Annotated in this window: 16 protein-coding genes; 7 read left to right on the top strand and 9 right to left on the bottom strand. The window is 63.3% G+C overall.

The features are described 5' to 3' along the window. Positions 1–7 precede the first annotated feature (7 nt). Positions 8–625, top strand: coding sequence for an isochorismate family cysteine hydrolase YcaC (gene ycaC, locus PspS35_RS16815; RefSeq protein ID WP_159935861.1), 618 nt, complete (start codon positions 8–10; stop codon positions 623–625). A 179-nt stretch (positions 626–804) separates the two neighbouring features. After that, positions 805–1,686, top strand: a complete 882-nt coding sequence (locus PspS35_RS16810; RefSeq protein WP_159935860.1) for a LysR family transcriptional regulator — start codon at positions 805–807, stop codon at positions 1,684–1,686. On the opposite strand, the gene PspS35_RS16805 is transcribed toward PspS35_RS16810, so the two are convergent. Further along, complete coding sequence (locus PspS35_RS16805; RefSeq protein WP_159935859.1) at positions 1,673–2,710, bottom strand: AraC family transcriptional regulator; 1,038 nt, start codon at positions 2,708–2,710, stop codon at positions 1,673–1,675. The genes PspS35_RS16810 and PspS35_RS16805 overlap by 14 nt on opposite strands. Position 2,711: 1 nt before the next feature. Then, positions 2,712–3,626 carry a GGDEF domain-containing protein gene (locus PspS35_RS16800; protein WP_159935858.1) on the bottom strand — a complete coding sequence of 305 codons (915 nt, stop codon included), beginning with the start codon at positions 3,624–3,626 and terminating at the stop codon, positions 2,712–2,714. A 409-nt stretch (positions 3,627–4,035) separates the two neighbouring features. Between PspS35_RS16800 and PspS35_RS16795 the strand changes: the two genes are divergently transcribed. From PspS35_RS16795 to PspS35_RS16775, 5 genes are read left to right on the top strand one after another with little or no spacing between them, the layout of a single operon-like run. Next, on the top strand, positions 4,036–6,549 hold the full coding sequence (locus PspS35_RS16795; protein WP_159935857.1) for a TonB-dependent receptor: 2,514 nt from the start codon (positions 4,036–4,038) through the stop codon (positions 6,547–6,549). Between the two features lie 47 nt (positions 6,550–6,596). Further along, entirely contained in the window at positions 6,597–8,462 is a 1,866-nt protein-coding gene (locus PspS35_RS16790) for a phytase (protein ID WP_159935856.1), read from the top strand. A gap of 46 nt (positions 8,463–8,508) precedes the next feature. Further along, positions 8,509–9,201, top strand: coding sequence for a protein TolQ (gene tolQ / locus PspS35_RS16785; RefSeq protein ID WP_159935855.1), 693 nt, complete (start codon positions 8,509–8,511; stop codon positions 9,199–9,201). Between the two features lie 14 nt (positions 9,202–9,215). Next, positions 9,216–9,662 carry a protein TolR gene (gene tolR, locus PspS35_RS16780; RefSeq protein ID WP_159935854.1) on the top strand — a complete coding sequence of 149 codons (447 nt, stop codon included), beginning with the start codon at positions 9,216–9,218 and terminating at the stop codon, positions 9,660–9,662. Then, complete coding sequence (locus tag PspS35_RS16775; protein WP_159935853.1) at positions 9,659–10,420, top strand: energy transducer TonB; 762 nt, start codon at positions 9,659–9,661, stop codon at positions 10,418–10,420. The genes tolR and PspS35_RS16775 overlap by 4 nt, the downstream gene beginning before the upstream one ends. A gap of 68 nt (positions 10,421–10,488) precedes the next feature. Here the strand turns inward: PspS35_RS16775 and PspS35_RS16770 are convergent, their stop codons facing one another. The 7 genes from PspS35_RS16770 to PspS35_RS16740 form a co-directional block, all read right to left on the bottom strand. Next, positions 10,489–11,433, bottom strand: coding sequence for a D-isomer specific 2-hydroxyacid dehydrogenase family protein (locus PspS35_RS16770; RefSeq protein WP_159935852.1), 945 nt, complete (start codon positions 11,431–11,433; stop codon positions 10,489–10,491). After that, on the bottom strand, positions 11,430–12,608 hold the full coding sequence (locus PspS35_RS16765; RefSeq protein WP_159935851.1) for an acyl-CoA dehydrogenase family protein: 1,179 nt from the start codon (positions 12,606–12,608) through the stop codon (positions 11,430–11,432). Before PspS35_RS16765 ends, PspS35_RS16770 begins: the two co-directional genes overlap by 4 nt. Positions 12,609–12,782: 174 nt before the next feature. Beyond that, positions 12,783–13,466: a peroxiredoxin-like family protein gene (locus PspS35_RS16760; RefSeq protein ID WP_159935850.1), complete on the bottom strand. Its 684-nt coding sequence runs from the start codon at positions 13,464–13,466 to the stop codon at positions 12,783–12,785. Then, entirely contained in the window at positions 13,463–14,806 is a 1,344-nt protein-coding gene (locus PspS35_RS16755) for an LLM class flavin-dependent oxidoreductase (protein ID WP_159935849.1), read from the bottom strand. Before PspS35_RS16755 ends, PspS35_RS16760 begins: the two co-directional genes overlap by 4 nt. Before the next feature lie 11 nt (positions 14,807–14,817). Continuing rightward, complete coding sequence (locus PspS35_RS16750; protein WP_159935848.1) at positions 14,818–15,792, bottom strand: ABC transporter substrate-binding protein; 975 nt, start codon at positions 15,790–15,792, stop codon at positions 14,818–14,820. Positions 15,793–15,893: 101 nt separating this feature from the next. Then, positions 15,894–17,477 (bottom strand): rhodanese-related sulfurtransferase, encoded by a 1,584-nt coding sequence (locus PspS35_RS16745; protein WP_159935847.1) that lies wholly within the window; start codon positions 17,475–17,477, stop codon positions 15,894–15,896. Further along, positions 17,474–18,085, bottom strand: a complete 612-nt coding sequence (locus tag PspS35_RS16740; protein ID WP_159935846.1) for a cysteine dioxygenase — start codon at positions 18,083–18,085, stop codon at positions 17,474–17,476. Before PspS35_RS16740 ends, PspS35_RS16745 begins: the two co-directional genes overlap by 4 nt. Positions 18,086–18,213: the final 128 nt, after the last annotated feature.

Below are 18,213 nucleotides of genomic sequence, written 5' to 3'. Positions count from 1 at the left end.
TTAACCCATGACGTACAAGCGCTTGAACAAAGACGATGCTGTTGTCCTGTTGGTCGATCACCAGACCGGCCTGATCTCCCTGGTCCAGGATTTTTCCCCCAACGAATTCAAGAACAACGTGCTGGCCCTGGCCGACGTGGCCAAGTTCTTCAACCTGCCGACCATCCTCACCACCAGTTTTGAAAGCGGCCCGAATGGTCCGCTGGTGCCCGAGTTGAAAGAACTGTTCCCGGACGCGCCGTACATCCCGCGTCCTGGCCAGATCAACGCCTGGGATAACGAAGATTTCGTCAAGGCCGTCAAGGCCACCGGCCGCAAGCAGATCATCATTGCCGGTGTGGTCACCGACGTGTGCGTAGCGTTCCCGACCCTGTGCGCCCTCGACGAAGGCTTTGAGGTGTTCGTGGTCACCGACGCATCGGGTACCTTCAACGAAACCGTACAACAGGCCGCCTGGGCCCGCATGACCGCCGCCGGCGCGCAACTGGTGAACTGGTTCTCCGTGGCCTGCGAGCTGCAAGTGGACTGGCGCAACGACATGGAAGGCCTGGCCAACCTGCTGTCGCCGCGCATCCCCAACTACCGCAACCTGATGAACAGCTACTCGGCGTTTACTGCCAAGTAAACGGTTTTCAAGCCTGTAGGTGATCAATGTGGGAGGGGGCTTGCTCCCGATAGTGGTGCTTCAGTCAACGCTATTGAGACTGACACACCGCAATCGGGGGCAAGCCCCCTCCCACATTTGATTTGTGGTGTTGCGACCATCCAGTTATAAATCAGCCCATCGTCCACCGAGAAGCGACAATGAACCCCTTCGAAGACATGCGCCTGTTCTGCCAGGTCATGGAGTCCGGCAGTTTTACCGCCGCCGCCGAACAACTAGGGCTGTCCAAGCAATTCGTCAGCCGCCGCCTGATCCAGCTCGAAGACCGCCTTGGCGTGCGCCTGCTCAACCGCTCCACGCGCCGCCTGGACGTCACGCCGCTGGGCCAGAGTTACTACGAATCGGCCTTGCGCCTGCTCGGTGAAGTCGAGCAAGTGGAGCAGGGCATCGCCGGCCAGAACAGCGAGCCACGCGGTACCATTCGCCTTAGCGCGCCGCTGTCGTTTGCGATGGCCCACCTGGGTTGTCTGTTGCCGTTGTTCTTGCAGCGTCATCCCCACGTGTCAGTGGAAGTCGACCTCAGCGACCGCCCCGTCGACCTGATCGGCGAAGGCTACGACCTGGTGCTGCGCATTGGCACCCTGGAAGATTCGACCCTGATCGCCCGCCGTATCGCCAGCATCCAGCGGGTGTATTGCGCCAGCCCCGACTACTTGGCCCTGCGCGGCACTCCCGTGCAACCCGACGACCTGGCCCAACACGACTGCTTGCCGTACGGCCATGGCCGTCAAGTGCAATGGCGCTTCAAGGGCAAGGTACAGGCGCTGAATGTCAGCGGTCGCATGCGGGTCAATAACGGCGAGCTGTTGCGTGACACCGCCATCGCTGGCCTGGGCGTCACTTACTTGCCGACCTTTATCGTCGGCGATGCGTTGAAGGACGGTCGCCTGATCACCCTCCTTGATGACTTCGCCCCCGAAGCCCTGACCCTGTCGGCGGTGTACCCCCAGCACCGGCAAAGCTCACGGCCGGTGCAGGCGCTGGTGGAGTTCCTGCGCGAGCGCCTGGCTAGCGGCTGCTGAACAACTGGCGGATCAGGTTCGGCGTGCTGCCGGTCCAGCGCTTGAATGAACGCCGAAAGTTCGCCGCATCGTTGAAGTTCAGGTACGCCGCCACTTCGTCGTTGCTGTAACCCTTGACCTGGTACAGGTGCAGCGCCACTTGTTTGCGCACCCGGTCTACTTGCTGCTGAAAGCCGGTGTCGTGTTTGTGCAGCTTGCGCTTGAGGGTCGCCGGGCTCATGGCGAAGGCCTGGGCCGCCTGTTCCAGGCTAGGCGGTTGGCGCACGTGCTCGCGCAGGTAGTCGTAGAGGCAATCGAGAAAACTGCCGGCAAAGCCCAATTGTTCGATCTGTTCGCGGGCCTGCCGGCGCGCGACCTGGCCGGCGGTGGCCGACGCCCCCGGCCAGGCGCGGGTGAGGTGTTCGCGGGGGATGCACAGCATGTCCAGCGGGCGCTCGAAGCGCGTGTCTTCGCCCAGGTGCACCCAATACTGTTCGACATAACGCGGCTCGGCATGGCTGAAACTGCACACCCACGGCAGCCGCTCGCCGCTGAGCCATTGGCTCATGGCAACCAGCGAGGTCATGCTCGCTTCCAGCAGAAACCGCCACTGCTCGCCAGCCCCGCAACTGTCCAGCCAATACAGGTAGGCGTGGTGCTCATCGAGTTCCAATTGCAGGCTGACCAACGGGCTGAGCAGCACCTGCTGTTGAATCAGGATCTCCAGCGCCTGATGCAGATTCTGTGCATGGCCCAAGGCATGGCTGGCCGCGCCGTAATAGCCGGGCAGCAAGCGCTGGCCGAACAGGAAGCTGCTGTCATCGGCATCCAGCAGCTTGCGACTGTTGCCGATCAGCGCCAGGAACTGCTGCGGGCTCAAGCGCGCCGTGCCGGCCAGGATGTCCTCGTGGAACAGCCCGGTGCCGCGCAGCAAACGATGGCTGTCGATGTCCCGGGACAAGGCCAGGTCAATCAGCGTAGCGGGCTGGTTGTGCCCTGGAATGAAGCGGCTGTCGGCCTCATACCAGTTGGTTTTCACGGCCATCTCAGGCGCTTTTCGCAAGGGGTTGCTTGGCCCGCGCCAACGCGAGGTTGAGGCGCTTGAGCAAGTCGTGGGGCGGCTCGTCCAGGGCCATCACCACAGCCGTGGTCGCTGCCAGTTGCAGGCGTTCGCCCTGTTGCCGGGTCTTGTGGGCCAGGCCATGCACCGCTTGCTGCAACTCCAGCGCGAGCTCCTTGGCCTGGCGTTCGCCGGTGTTGGGCAGCAGCACCACAAAGCGGTCGCCAGCCAGGCGGCACAGCAAGTCCTGGCGGCGCAGGTTGAGCAGCAGCAAATGGCTGAGGGCCTGGAGCACCGCGTCGCCCTCGGCATGTCCGTAGGCCTGGTTGATGGCCGCGAAGTGGTCCAGGTCCAGCGCCAGCAGCGACAGTGGTTGCTGCTGTTCGCGGCTGTCTCGCAAGCTGTCGGCCAGTTGGCGCTTGAGGTAGTCGGCACCGCCCAGGGGCGTGAGTTTGTCGAACAGCCGGTGCTCGCGAAACAGCCGCTCGCGCTTTTCCATCTGCGCGCTGATTGCCAGTTGTTCGCGGTGCCAATGGTAGATGCCGATGGTCAGCAGGATCATACCCACCGGCATCGGCCCGGATTCAAGCCAATGGTCCCACGTGATGCTGTCGGGCAGGCGGATGAACTCGTCGAGGCTGTCGATCCACCACGAGAAAAAGATGCACGACAGCCCCAGCGCCAGGTAATGGGTAACGCGCCCAGCGGGGCGGCTTTTCAGCACCAGGCCCAGCCACACCAAGGCCAGCAGCGCCGAGCCGCCTTCGCCGATGATGTCCAGCCACACCCATTCGCTGAAGCTTTTGAGCTCGCCGCAGGCCAGGTGCAGGATCAGCCCGGCATTGGCGGCAATGAGCAGCAGGGCGAGTTTCCAGCGGTGAGGTTTGAGCACGCAAAACATAGCCGCGGGTCCTTGGGCGAATGGGCGATGGGCGCCAGCACAGCAGATGGATATGACGGTTGCGTGACGGTGGGGGAGGGTCGAATCAGCTCACCTCACCGACAATGAAAATCATCAATGTGGGAGCTTGCTGTGGTGAGCGGGCTTGCCCCGCGCTGGTCTGCGAAGCAGACCCGCCGGATCCTCAGTGAACCCGTCGGGGGGCAAGCCCCCTCACCACAGCAAGCCCCTCCCACATTTGATTTTCACAGGTCATATCAGCTCATTCCAAGTCCAGAGGCAGGTGAAACCCAAGGTTTACAGGCTTCACAGCAGCTCCTGTCACAGAACCGTCATCCCCCACCCCTAGCTTGCCCTCCCAGTTGCCGGGCCACTTGCCTGGCGCCAACGGATTCTTGGGGAGGATTTCATGTACAAGCGCACCGGGCTCGTCAGCTTCACGCTTACCGCCTTGGCCCTGGCGATTGCCAGCGAGCGGCTGAATGCGGCCGAGGCCACCACCACCGAGCACGTCGAAGTGGTCGGCCAGGCAGCCGCCATCGATCAAGCGCTCAAAGAGCAGCGCAGCTCAGACAGCATCAAGAGCGTGGTGCATGCCGATGGCGTGGCCCAATTGCCCGATGAAAACGTCGCCGAGGCAGCCCAACGATTGCCTGGCATCAGCGTCGAGCGCGACCAGGGTGAAGGGCGTTTCGTCAGCGTGCGTGGCCTCGGCCCGGACCTCAACAGCGTGACCATCAACGGCACCCTGGTACCTGCCCCGGAAAGCGCACGCCGCGCCGTGGCCCTCGATGTGCTGCCGTCGGAGTTGGTGCAGTCGTTGTCGGTGATCAAGACCCTCACCCCGGACATGGACGCCAACTCCCTGGGCGGTACCGTCGACGTGCAAAGCCTGTCGGCCTTCGACCACAAAGGCCTGTTCTACACCGGCAGCACCGAAGCCAGCTACGACAAGAATACGAGCCAGACCAGCCCCAAATTCTCCGGCGCCGCCAGTAACCGTTTCAGCCTCGGCGACGGCATCGATAACTTCGGCGTGGCCGCAGCCCTGAGCTGGCAGAAGCGCGACTTCGGCTCCGACAACGTCGAAACCGGCGGCGCCTGGGACTTCACCAGCGGCGCCAAGCTCAACGAATTCGAACAGCGTGACTACGACATCAGTCGCGAACGTGCTGGCGGTGGCCTGAACTTCGACTACAAGCCCGATGACCTCAGCAGTTACTACCTGCGCACCCTCTACAGCCGCTACAAAGACACCGAGACCCGCAATTCCACCAGCATCGAATTCGCCGACCCCCAGGCCGCCGGTGAGCTGGGCGATGCCGAAGCCAAGCGCAAGCTGAAGAACCGTGAGGAAACCCAGCAAATCCAATCCTACGTGTTCGGCGGCGAGCGCATGCTCGGCCTGTGGACCCTCAGCGGCCAGGCCGGCTACAGCCAGTCCAGCGAAGACAGCCCGGCGCATATCGCCGGGGCCACCTTCGACGGCGGCGACTTTGCCAACAGCGGCTTCTACGACAACAGCAAGCCACGTCCGATCATCGGCGCCGGCTTCTACGACGCCAGCAGCTTCACCCTCGACAAGGTCGATTGGGAAAAACAGAACACCAAAGACACCGAGAAAAACCTGCGCCTGGACCTGGCCCGTGACTACGACCTCAGTGGCTATGCGTCCCAGTTCAAGTTCGGCGGCAAGGTCAGCCGCCGCAACAAGGACAACGACCTCGAAGCCTGGGTCTACCAAGACTTCGACACCCTTGGCTACACCGCCGACCAGCTCAACCTCAGCCAATTCCAGAAGGGCAGCGTCGACTACCGCCTCGGCAACTACGGCCCGGGCATCAGCGCCAGCGGCATCAAGCAGTTGATCGGCAGCCTCAATGCGGCGCACTTTTATGACGAGACCGAATCCCGGGTCAACGACTTCACCATTCGCGAAGACATCAACGCCGGCTACCTGATGAACACGATCGATATCGACGACTGGCGCTTTATCGCCGGCCTGCGCTACGAGGGCACCGAGTTCGAAGCCAAGGGTACCGGCGCCACCGATGGCGTGTTCACCGCCACCGAGACCAAGCGCCGCTATCACCACTGGTTGCCGGGCCTGCATGCGCGCTACCAGATCGACAAAAACACCCAAGTGCGTGCGGCGTGGACCAAGTCCGTGGTGCGCCCAACCTTCGGCCAACTGGCGCCGGGCTTTGTGATCGACGATGACGAAGCCACCTTTGGCAACCCGGACCTCAAGCCCCTGGAGTCGAGCAACCTGGACCTGGGCATCGAGCACTTCATGGGCCGGGCCGGCACCGTGTCGGCGTTCGTGTTCTACAAAGACATCAAGAACTTCGTCTACAACACCGACGTGGCCGGCACCGGCGCCTGGACCAACTTCTCCGAGGCCCACACCTACGCCAACGGCGACAGCGCCAAGCTCTACGGCCTGGAACTGGCCTATTCGCAGAAATTCGACTGGCTGCCCGCGCCGTGGAACGGTTTGCTGGTGGGCGCCAATAGTACGTTCAGTCGCTCCAGCGCCGATATCGAAGGCTTCGACAGTGCCAGCGGGACGAACCGCAAGCGCAACATCAGCTTGCCCAACCAATCGGACACGGTCGGCAACCTGATGGTCGGCTGGGAAGACGACAAGCTCAGCCTGCGCCTGTCGGCCAACTACAAGTCGGCCTACCTGTACGAGTTGGCGTCGATCAACGACAAGGCCCACGACCTGCATGTCGACGCGCAAACCTTCGTCGATTTCAGCGCGCGCTACTCGCTGACCAAGAACCTGCAAGTCAGCTTCGAAGCGCAGAACCTCACGGATGAGTCGTACTTCGTCTACACCGGCAACCGCAGCTACAACGGCCAGTACGAAGAGTACGGCCCGACCTACAAGCTCGGCCTGACCTTTACCCACTTTTGAATCCAACACATTGGATCTCCACTGTTTTCGAAGGATTTTGTTTGTTCATGAGAATTTCCAAGCTGTACTTGCTGATCGCCCTGGTCACCAGCGGCACTGCATTCGCCACCGATCTGGCCCTGCGCCCCTGGGCGCCGTCCTTGAACGCCGAAGCCGTGGCCTTCCTGCCCAACGCCACGGAACGCCTGGCCGCCAGCACTCTCGACGGCCTGCAACTGCTCGACGCCAAAGGCACCGAACTGACCCGCTTCAAAGGCAACTTCAGCAGCCTCGACACCCGCGCTGCCGGCGCCCAGGTCCTGGTCGCCAGCCTCGACAATGAGCGGCAGCAAGCGCTGTTGATCAACCTCGACAGGGCCAACAAAACCTGGGGCAAACCGCTGTACCTGCCGCCCCGCGATTACCCGGTGAACGGCCTGTGCCTGTACCGCGATTCAGCGGCCAACCTGTTTGTCTTTTTGGTGGGCGAAGAGGGCAAGGGCGAACAATGGCTGGTGGGCAACGGCGCGACACTGCTGGCCGAAGCCCAACGCGTGCGCGGCCTGCCGTTGCCGTCGTCGGCGCAGTTCTGCCAGGTGGATGACGCCACCCATCAGTTGGTGGTGAACGAAGAAAACGTCGGCTGGTGGGCCTACCCGGCGCATCCGGAAGCGGATGTAAAACGCACGCCGGTGGCGGTGTTCGACGATCCCAAGCGTGAAGCTGGCGCCATCGCCTTAGTACCGGGCGGCCTGGTTGCGCTGGACCCCAAGGCCGCACAACTGCATCTGTTCCAACAGACTGGCGAACGTTGGGTCGAGCAATCGAGCCTGCGCCTGGCGGGTTTGAAAGAGCCTGAGCAACTGAGCCTCAACGGCCAACAACTGCTGGTACGCGACGACGACAGCGGCACGCTCTACCAGGGCACACTCCACTGGCAACCCAAGCCGGTAGCGGCCGAACCGGTGCTGCCGGAAGTGGCCGCCGTGCGCCAAACCGACCCGGTCGGCCGCCAGGGCGATGCGGCGGATGACCCGGCGATCTGGATTCACCCCCAGACCCCGGCCAAAAGCCGCGTACTGGGTACCAACAAAAAGCAGGGCCTGCTGGCCTACGACCTCGATGGCAAGCTGCTGCAGGAACTGGCAGTCGGGCGCCTGAACAACGTCGATGTGCGCCCCAACTTCAAGCTGGGTGCGCAGACTGTGGACCTCGCCGTCGCCAGCAATCGTGATCACAACAGCCTCAGCCTGTTCAGCATCGACCGCCAGAGCGGCGAGTTGCGCGAAGCCGGTGAAGTGGCAACGCCGCTCAAGGAAATCTACGGCATCTGCCTGTACCAGCCCGCCAGCGGTGAGATCTACGCCATTGCCAACGGCAAGGACGGCACCTTCCTGCAATACCGCCTGAGTGCCCCGGATGGTCGCGTGCAGGGCGAGCTGGTGCGCCAGTTCAAGGTCGACAGCCAACCAGAAGGCTGCGTGGCCGACGACCAGCGCCAGCGCCTGTTCATTGGTGAAGAAGACGTGGGCGTATGGGCGGTGGATGCCCGCGCCGACCAACCGGCCACGCTCACCAGCGTGATCAAGGTCGGCCCGCAACTGCATGCGGACGTCGAGGGCCTGGCGCTGTACCAGAGCGACAAACGCGACTACCTGGTGATCTCCAGCCAAGGCAACGACAGCTACCTGGTGGTGGATGCCGAGCCGCCATTCGCGATTCACGGCGGGTTTCGCGTCGGTCTGAATGCCGCCGCCGGCATTGACGGCGCCTCTGAAACCGACGGCCTGGAAGTCACCGCCATCAACCTCGGCGGGCCGTGGAGCCAAGGCATGCTGGTGGTGCAGGACGGGCGCAAGCGCATGCCCGAGCAAACCCAGAACTTCAAGTTCGTGCCGTGGGCAGACGTGACCCGCGCCCTGGAATTGCCGTGAACCGTCATCACCCGGTCATCACTTTTTAATCGAATAGGACATCACCATGCACGCGACGATGGAACATATGACGATCTGGGGCCTTATCAGTGACGCCAGCCTGTTGGTCAAGGCGGTCATGATCACCTTGCTGCTGGCGTCGTTGCTCAGTTGGTACCTGATCATCCAGCGCGGCAGCGTACTGCGCCGCCTGGAGCGCCAGTTGAATGGCTTTGTGCAGCGCTTTCGCGCAACTGCGGACTTGCAACCGCTGTACCGCGAAACCGTGCAGGCGGGCGAGGGCGGTATTGCGCCGATCTTTATTGCCGGCATCCAGGAATATCAGCACCTGCACAGCCATGATCCGGCCGTGCTGGAAGGCGTCGAACGCGCCTTGCAGGTGGCGATTACCGAGCAGGAGATCGAGTTGGAAAAGGGCCTGCAGTTTCTCGCCACCGTCGGTTCGGTCAGCCCGTATATCGGTCTGTTTGGCACCGTGTGGGGCATCATGAATTCCTTTATCGGTTTGTCCCAGGTGCAACAGGCCACGCTGTCGACGGTCGCGCCGGGCATTGCCGAAGCGTTGATTGCCACGGCCATCGGCCTGTTTGCAGCCATCCCGGCGGTGATCGCCTACAACCGCTTCGCCGCACGCGGCCAAACCCTGCTGACCCGCTACTACGCCTTCGGCAACGAGTTGCAAGTGCGCCTGCATCGCACCCTGCGCGGTGCGCCGATCAACCTGGCCGTGGCCGCCTGAACAGGAGCACTGCGATGTTAGTCAGGCCGCAACGCAAGCACGGGCCCAAGGCCGAAATGAACGTGGTGCCGTATATCGACGTGATGCTGGTGCTGCTGGTGATCTTTATGGTCACCGCGCCGATGCTGACCCAGGGCGTGAAGATCGAACTGCCCAAGGTCGCCGCCGAGGCGCTGGCCACTGATACTCGCCAGCAAATCCTGACGCTGTCGGTCAAGGCCGACGGCGGCTACTACTGGAACCTCGGCGGCGAACTCGATACCCAGCGCCAGACCGACAGCGCCGTGAGCCTGGACGAAATGGGCGCCAAGGTCATGCAGGTGGTGGCCGCGCGCAGTGACACCCAGGTGTATATCCGCGCCGACGATAACGCGGGCTATGGAAGCGTGGTCGCTGCGATGGCGGTGTTGCAAAAAGGCGGTGTCAGCAACCTGGGGCTGGTGACCGAGGCCCCGCAATGACGGCGATGATCATGCACAGTCCAATGCTTGTGATGGAACCCAGGGATACGTCCGGCGTGTGGCGCAACAGCCTCGCGGCCAGCGCAGCGGTGGCGCTGCATGTGGGCGTGTTGGCCGCGCTGATGGTGGGTTGGTCGACGCAAAAGCCGCTGGTGGAGGCACCTCGAGTGATGCACACGCAGTTGGTCATGCTGCCACCGGCACCGTCGCCCGTGCCTGAACCGGTGGTGGCGGCTCCCGCACCGCCGGAGCCTGTGGTGATTCCGGCCCCGGTGAAGCCTGCGGTCGACCCACAGATCCAGGCGCAAAAACTTGAGAAAGCCGCCTTGGCGCGCAAACGCGTGGAGGACAAGAAAGTCGAGCAGCAACAGGAGCGCCTGGCCACCGAACAACGCAATCGCGAGCTGGAACAACAGCGGGCGGCCCAGGAGCGGCTGGCCACTGAAAAAGCCCGCGTCGCCACACCCGCACCGGCCCCGGCCTTTGACAGCCGCCAATACCAGCCCCTGAGCAAGGACGCCCCGGACTACCCCGAGCGCGCCCTGGACAAGAATATCGAAGGCGATTGCACCCTGGAGTACAGCGTCAACATCCAAGGTCGCGTGGAAAACCCCAAGGTGTTGGACGGCTGCCATCCGTTGTTCATGCGGCCTTCACTGGCAGCGGCGAACACTTTCCGCTATCAGCCGAGAATCGTTGATGGCAAGGCCGTTGCGGTACCGGCGGTGCGCAACACCTTCCATTACCGCATCAAATAACCCACCGGGGTGGCAATGCTGCTGTTGTGGTGAGCGGGGCAAGCCCCCTCCCACATTTTTGAACTGCGTCAGGCGTTAGCTAGATTTGCCAATTCGGTGCCTGAAATGTACCGCTCCAGATTCGCCAAAAACGTATCGGCAATTTCATTGCGGCTATTGGTCGAAATCGCCGACGTATGCGGCGACAAACGCACCCGTGGATGGCTGTACAACGGGTGCCCATCCGGCAACGGTTCCGGTTCGGTCACGTCCAGCGATGCCAGGCCGATCTGCCCGTTATCCAGCGCTTCCAGCAGCGCTTCCTGATCAAGCAAACCGCCCCGCGCAATGTTGATTAAATGCAGCCCCGGCTTGGCGCTGCCCAACACGTCGCGGTCGACGATGTTGCGCGTCGCCTCGGTCAGTGGGGCCGCCAGCACCAGATGGTCGGCGCGGGCGAACAGGTCGTGAATATCCTTGGCGGCATCCACGCCGGCGCCGAACGGTGCTTGGCTCTGACGCAGCGCGACTACGTTGATCCCAAGGCCCAGGGCCTTTTGCGCCAGGCTTTCACCAATCGCACCAAAGCCAAGGATACCCAGCGTAGTGCCCTTGATCGGGCGCAGGGCGGTGAAGTTCCATTGTGAGTCCTTCACCCAGATATCCGGCAGGTGCTTGGACGCGGCAAAGATCGCCGCCAGGGCGAACTCGGCGAGGTTGTCGGCGGCGCTGCCACGGGAGGTGGTCACCGGCGGGCCGTTGAACAGCCATTGCGGGTAGAAGTCGATGCCCGACGACACCAGATGCACCCATTGCGCGCCGTAGGGCCAACCTGGGGGCGGGGTGTCCGGGGCGGTGTAGCCGCGCACGTTGATAGGGCGCAGCAGCAGGATGTTCGCCTGGGGCGGCAGGTCGCTGGGCACGCCGACGGGCACACCGATCACTTGGGCGTCGGGATGGGCCGAGGCGAGGCGCTCGCGGATCACCTGGTTGAAGTCTTCGTCCAGTTGGCTGGCGATAATCACCTGAGTCATGTGCGTTCCTTTTGGCGTTGGGCGAACACGGCTTTGCCGACGCCTTGCAGCACCGCGTCGTTCTGCGGGGTATGCACGCGGCTGCACAGCACGTCGCGGTAGTGCCGTTGCAACGGGCTGTGGCGCGACAGGCCAGGGTTGCCCGAGGCTTCGATGGCCAGCTCCACCGCACGGATGGCGTTTGTGGTCACCAGGTACTTCAACTGCGCCGCATTGGTCGCCGGGGTGTGGCCGTCGGCGGCGGCGTCAAGCAGGCTGCGGTTGGCAAACAGCAGGGTGTCGATCTGCCCGACGGTCTCCTGGAAACGCGGTAAGGTCGACAGCGCTGCGCCGAGGTTGGACGGCTGGCGCTCTTCCAGCCAGTTCACCAGCCAGTCCCGTGCGGCCTGGGCCACGGCGTCGTACACCGACGAGAGCAGCACCGCCATCCACAGGAAACCATCGGCATCCAGCTCCGGCTGTGGCGCGCTCCAGGGGCTGACACTGACGGCGTGGTCCAGCGGCACCAGCACGTTGTCGAGTACTACTTCATGGCTGCAAGTGGCGCGCATGCCCAGGTGATCCCACGTGTCGATGATGCGGATGCCGGGGCTGTCCTTGGGCACCAGCCAGGCGCCTACCAGCGGGTCGGCGTCATCGCTGCGCGCCCATACGCTGAACCAGCTCAGACCGTGGCTGCCGGTGGAGTAAAGCTTGCGTCCGCTGATGCGCCAGCCTTCGGCAGTGCGCACGGCCGTGGTCGCCGGCAGGCCGCCACGGGCCGGGGTGCCGAGGTCAGGCTCGACGCGCAGGGCGTTGATCAGCGCGCCGTTGCTTACCGCGTCTTCGGCGACTTGCACACGCAGGTGCTGGGGCCAGGTCTTGCTGTCTTGCAGGCGGGTGTGTTGCAGGTATTGCATCACCAAAATCAACGCGGTGGACGGCTCGCCCTTGGCAATCGCGCTGATTGCCTTGCGCGCCTGGGGCAGGCTGGCACCGCCGCCGCCCAAGGCCTTGGGCACGGTGAGGGCGAGCAGGCCGTGTTCATGCAACAGGTTGAAATTGGCGTAGGGGAAGGCAGCGCTGTCGTCGTACTGCTGTGCGGTGCTGGCCAACTCGGTGGTGAGACGTTCGAGCAGGGCTTCGAAGTTGGCGACTTCCACGGAGCGTAGAGACGGTTGAGATGATGACGTCATGATGAGTGTACTCGGTCAAAAAGTGGGAGGGAGCTTGCTGTGGTGAGGGGGCTTGTCCCCCGACAGGTACACTGGAGATCCAATGGGGCTGCTTCGCAGCCCGACGCGGGCGGTGCGACGATTCGACAAGCCCGCTCACCACAAAAACCCGCTTCCATGTGGGGTTGGCATGAGTCAGATGGCGATGCGTACAGGCTGCGCGGCCAACAAGCGCTCAACCACCTGCAACACCGGCTCGGCTTCGGTACGCACCAACCAATCGGGGCTGACGTCCACGAACGCCACGCTGGCGTCCCGGGCGATCACCACCACCGTCGGTTGCGGCAACTCCCAGGTTCCCGTCCCGGTGGTTTCACCGATGCTGTTGCCCTTGGCCAACGCTGCCTGGCGCGACGCTTCATCGAAGCTGTACAGAATGCCCAGGCGCCGGCCGAGGTTGTTGTCCTGATCGCTCGCAACCAGCAGCTTCAGGTGATGGCGGGTCTTGATCTCCACCAGGCGCTCCGGCACTTGCGGGCTGACCGCCACCAGCGGCACGCCCAGTTCACGCAGGCGCGGGTAGAGCTGGCGCTCGTAATAGGGCAGGGCGATGTTGCACGCCGGGCAGCCGGCAAAGCGCAAGAACACCAGCACTGCCGGGCCGTCCGCCAACAGCAGCTCGCGGTTGAGTTCGCCGCCGTCCACGTTGAGCAGGGTAAACGGGTCCAGCTCATCGCCGACCTGCACGTAGTCGTCTGCCCGCGCTTGATCCACCAGGCGCTGGCGCTGGTCGATATTGACCTGCAACGCCGCCGGCGCCCAGGTTGCGACACGCTCGGCGTGCAGCGCCGCCAACTGGCTGTTCAGGGATTCGCTCATGCCAGTGCCTCCTGCGGCGCTTCTACCTCGATACTGTAACGGTTGGCCGGTACGTCCAGCCCCAGGTTATCGCGCAGGGTGTGGCCGGTGTATTCGGTGCGGAACAGGCCGCGTTGTTGCAGCACCGGCACCACCAGTTCGGTGAAGAACTGCAAGCCATCCGGCAACACCGAGTTGACGATGAAACCATCGCTGGCGCCGGCCTCGAACCAGGTCTGGATCGCATCCGCGACCTGTTCCGGGGTGCCGACAAAATCACGCTTGGGCCGCGAGAAACGCAAGGCCACTTCACGCAGGGTCAAGCCTTCGTCGCGGGCCAGTTGCTTGATACGGTCGGAGCCGCCTTTCTGGCTGTTGGAGCCCAGGTCGCCGAGCTCCGGGAACGGTGCGTCCAACGGGTACTGGCTGAAGTCATGGTCGTTGAACGGACGGCCAAGGGCGACGATGGCGTCCTCCACGGTGACCAGGTCCACGGCTTGCTGGTAGCGGCTTTCCACTTCGGCAGCGTCGCGGCCGACGATCGGGCGGATGCCCGGCAGGATCGACAGGCTGTTCACGTCACGGCCAAAGCCTTTGGCGCGGCGCTTGAGGTCCTGGGTGTAGGCCAGGCCTTCTTCGATGCTCTCCACATGCACGAAAATCGCATCGGAATGTTCGGCGGCAAAGTTACGCCCGTCTTCCGAGGTGCCAGCCTGGAAAATCGCCGGCTGGCCCTGGCGCGAACGTGCAATGTTCAACGGACCTTTGACCGAGAAAAACTCGCCTTTGTGGTTCAGGGCATGCAGCTTGTCCGGGTTGAAAAACTCGCCGCTGTGCTTGTTGTAGGCAAAGGCGTCGTCCTCCCAGGAATCCCACAGGCCCTTGACCACGTTCAGGTGTTCCTTGGCGATGCGGTAGCGCACCGCGTGAGGCGGGTGCTCGGCCTTGCCGAAGTTATCGGCGGTGCCGCTGAGCCACGAGGTGACTACGTTCCAGCCGGCGCGACCGCCGCTGATATGGTCCAGTGACGCAAACTGGCGCGCCACTTGGTAGGGCTCGGTGTAGCTGACGGTCACGGTGGCGACCAGGCCGATATTCGTGGTCAGGGCTGCGAGGGCAGAGAGGATCGTCAGCGGCTCGAAACGGTTGAGGTAATGGGGGCTGGATTTGGCATGGATATGCAGGCTGTCGGCGATGAACACGAAGTCGAATTTGGCGGCTTCGGCCAGTTCAGTCTGCTGCTTATAGAAACCGAAATGGGTACTGGCATTCGGTTGCGCTTGCGGGTGGCGCCATTCGCCCCAGCCGTGGCCGACACCGTGGACCATTGCTCCCAGTTTTAAATGACGTGGCTTGCTCATGTTCTGCTCCTTTAGCGCGAGGCTTGGTTGTTGGGGGCACGCTTGGCGTTAAAGCTCTTGTCGAAGCCCTGGGACACGTCGATGTGTTTGGTCAGCAGGCCTTCTTTTTGGTAAGTGTCGGCCGTGGCTTGCAGGCCGCTGATCACGCTGTCGTCGATCAGTACCGGGCTCAGGTGGGTTTGCTTGGCCACGGCCACATGCACGGCCAGTGGCAGCCCGGTGATTTTGGTCTGGGCGGCGGCATATTCGTCGGGGTGGGTATTGGCCCAGGCATAGGCGCGGTCGACGCGGGCGACGAAGTCGTCCAGTTGCGGGCGCTTGTCGGCGATGGCCTGGCTGGTGGCGGCGAGGTACAGGTGGTTGCTGAGCAGCGTGTTGCCGCTGGCGATGATCCGCGCCTGGCTTTGTGAAGTCACCACCGTGGTGTAGGGATCCCAGGTCGCCCAGGCATCGGCGGTGCCGTTATCCAGCACCAGGCGCGACTCGGCGGGCAGCAGGAAGATGAACTGCACATCCTGGCTGGTCAGGCCGGCCGTCGCCAACGCCTTGATCGCCAGGTAATGCCCGATGGAACCGCGCCCGGTGACGATTTTCTTGCCCTTGAGGTCGGCGGCGGTCTTGATCGGCGAGTCCTTGGGCACCAGCAGGGCAGTGGTGTTGCGCCCTTCGGCGTGGATGATGCTGACCACCTTGAGCGCCGCACCGGCACCCAGTGCGAACACATAAGGCGCATCACCCAAGGCCCCGATATCCACCGCGCCGGCATTCAAGGCTTCGCCCAGGGGCGAGGCGGACGGGAACTCCGACCACTGGATTGTGTACGGCACGTTCTTGGTTTCGCCGCAGGCTTCGAGCAGGGCCTTGATCGTCGATTTTTGATTGGCCACCCGCAGGGGCTGCAGGTCGGCGGCGTGGGCGGTGGTGGCCATGCCTAGGGCCAGGGCGGTGCCCAGGAACAGGCGTTTGAAAGAGGAGGTGAAGACCATGGGATAGAGGCTCCAGGTAGATCAAAAAAGGGTATGGATACCTCCGCCTGGAAAGGGGTCGGTGAAGCCTGCCCCCGTTCAGGGGCAGGGGTGTCGGACGATCAGATCACGTAGAACCCATGCGTACCGTCGCGGGCCAGTTGCGCGACCAGCCCGAACTCCCAATCCAGATACGCCTGCATGGCTTCCTTGGGGTTGTCGGTGCCTTCATACGGTCGGCGGTAGCGGTCGATGCGCGGTGAGGCCAGGTGGGTCTCGCCTTCTTCCAGGGGCAGTTGCGCGTTGATCCAACCCGCTGTGCCGTCTTGCAGCAGGAACACTTGTTTGCCGGTGATGGCTTCGACGTCGGCCACCGCCAGGCGCGCCAGTTGGCTGCTGCCGCAGGTGAGCACATAGCGCTCGGCGGTCGGTGCCTTGGCGAGGGCTTGGGGCAGTTGCGCACGCAGCGCCCACCATGCACCGGGGATATGGCGTTTGACGTAGTTGGCGCTGGCGGTGAAGTCCAGCACCACGGTGTCGCCGTGGGCCAGCCAGTCGGCGAGGGTGTGCGGGCTGATCAGTTCGGCTTGGGGCGGCGCGGGCACCGGGGCGATCCAGGCGCCTTGTTCGCTCAAGTGCGCCGCTTGCAGGTCGTCCAGTACATGCACGTCCCAGCCGAGTTGGGCGAGCCACGACGCGGACATGTTGGCGCGCACGCCGTCGTCATCTGCCAGCACCAGTCGTGCGCCGCGTACGCTGGCCACGTGATCGGTTTCCTGGACCAATTGGCCGCCGGGGGTGGAGCGGGCGCCGGGCAGGTGGCCGGTTTCGAATTCTTCCGGGGTGCGCACATCGAACAGGTAGGTGGTGCGGGTCGGTTCTTGCTGCCAGCGTTGCAGGTCGTCGAGGGTGGCGCGGCCGACGCGGGCCTTGTCGGCCACGCGGCGTGCGTCCTGGGCGGCGATGTGGCGGTGTTCTGGCGTGGTGGGCGCAAAGCGGCGCGACTGGCCATGGGCGAGTTTCTGCCCGGCCAGGGTCCAGCCGATGGTGCCGTTGCGCAGCGACGACACCGGGTTGGTCACGCCAGCGTTGATCAGCGATTGGGTGCCGATAATGCTGCGGGTGCGTCCGGCGCAGTTGACGATGATGCGCGTGGCCGGGTCTGGCGCCAGTTCACGGGCGCGCAGCACCAGTTCGGCACCGGGCACGCTGATGCTGGTGGGGATGCTCATGGTCTGGTATTCGTCGAAACGGCGGGCGTCGAGCACCACCACATCGGCCTGGCTGTCGAGCAGGGCTTGCACCTCTTCGGCGGCCAGGGACGGCGTGTGGCGCTCGCTCTCTACCAGTTCGCCAAAGGCTTTGCTCGGTACGTTGACATCGATAAACAGCTCGCCACCGGCGGTGCGCCAACCGTCAAGGCCGCCGTCGAGCAGGCTGACCTGGGTGTAGCCCAGCGCAACCAGGCGCTCGGCGGCGCGGGCGGCGAGCCCCTCACCGTTGTCGTAGACGGTGACCTGGGTATCGCGCCGTGGAATGCGTGCATACACCTCCAGTTCCAGTTTGGACAACGGGATATTCGCCGCGAACAACGGGTGGGATTCGGCAAACGGCGCTTCTTCGCGCACGTCGATCAGGGCGACTTCTGCGCGGTCCAACAGGGCCTGGCGAATCTGCGCGAAACTGCGGGTCAGTACGGTGCTCATAGGGCAGGGCTCTTTTCTTTGGACAAATCCCAGATGTTCGGGAGGAAGGCGTTGGAATAACCGGAGATAAACAGTTTCTCGCTGCCGTCGGGTTGGTACACCGCGCGGCGTACCGCGCCGATATTGGCGCCGTACACGTGGATGCTGATGGACACCCGGTCGCTGTGGGCATTGCTCACCTGATGGATGTCACCGACCTTGGGCGATACAGCCTCGACCTGGCCCGGCACCAACTCAATGGGCTTGCCTTCGGCGACCAGGCTGCCGTCGGGCGCGCGCTCAAAACCTTGGGAAAACTCCGCGCCGCGCAACATGCCGATCAGCCCCCATACCCGGTGGTCATGAATCGGCGTGGTCTGCCCCGGCCCCCACACAAAACTGACGACGCTGAAGCGCTGGCGCGAATCGGCGTGCAGCAGGAACTGCTGGTAGCGCTCGGGGTTGGGCTGGGCGAACTCATCGGGGAGCCAGTCATCGTGGCTGACCAGTTGGGCCAGTAGCTTGCCGCCACGGTGCAGCAGGTCGCCTTCGCGGGGATTGCCGTCAATCAGTTCCGCCAGGGCGCCAATAAAGGCTCTGAGTCTCTCGGGGTGTCGGGCCTGGGTCATGACAATTCCATCAGTCGATGTTGATGGGTTTATCTAAGCATAATGTTTATAGTTAATATGCTATTTTTTAATGATTAGCTTATAGCTGAAGGTAATTTAGAACCGGTCTGAATAGCGTTAGACGTTAT

The sequence above is a fragment of the Pseudomonas sp. S35 genome (assembly GCF_009866765.1).
Classification (GTDB): Bacteria; Pseudomonadota; Gammaproteobacteria; order Pseudomonadales; family Pseudomonadaceae; genus Aquipseudomonas.
Note: the sequence above shows the minus strand (reverse complement) of the source record. Positions and strands in the feature narration are given on the sequence as shown.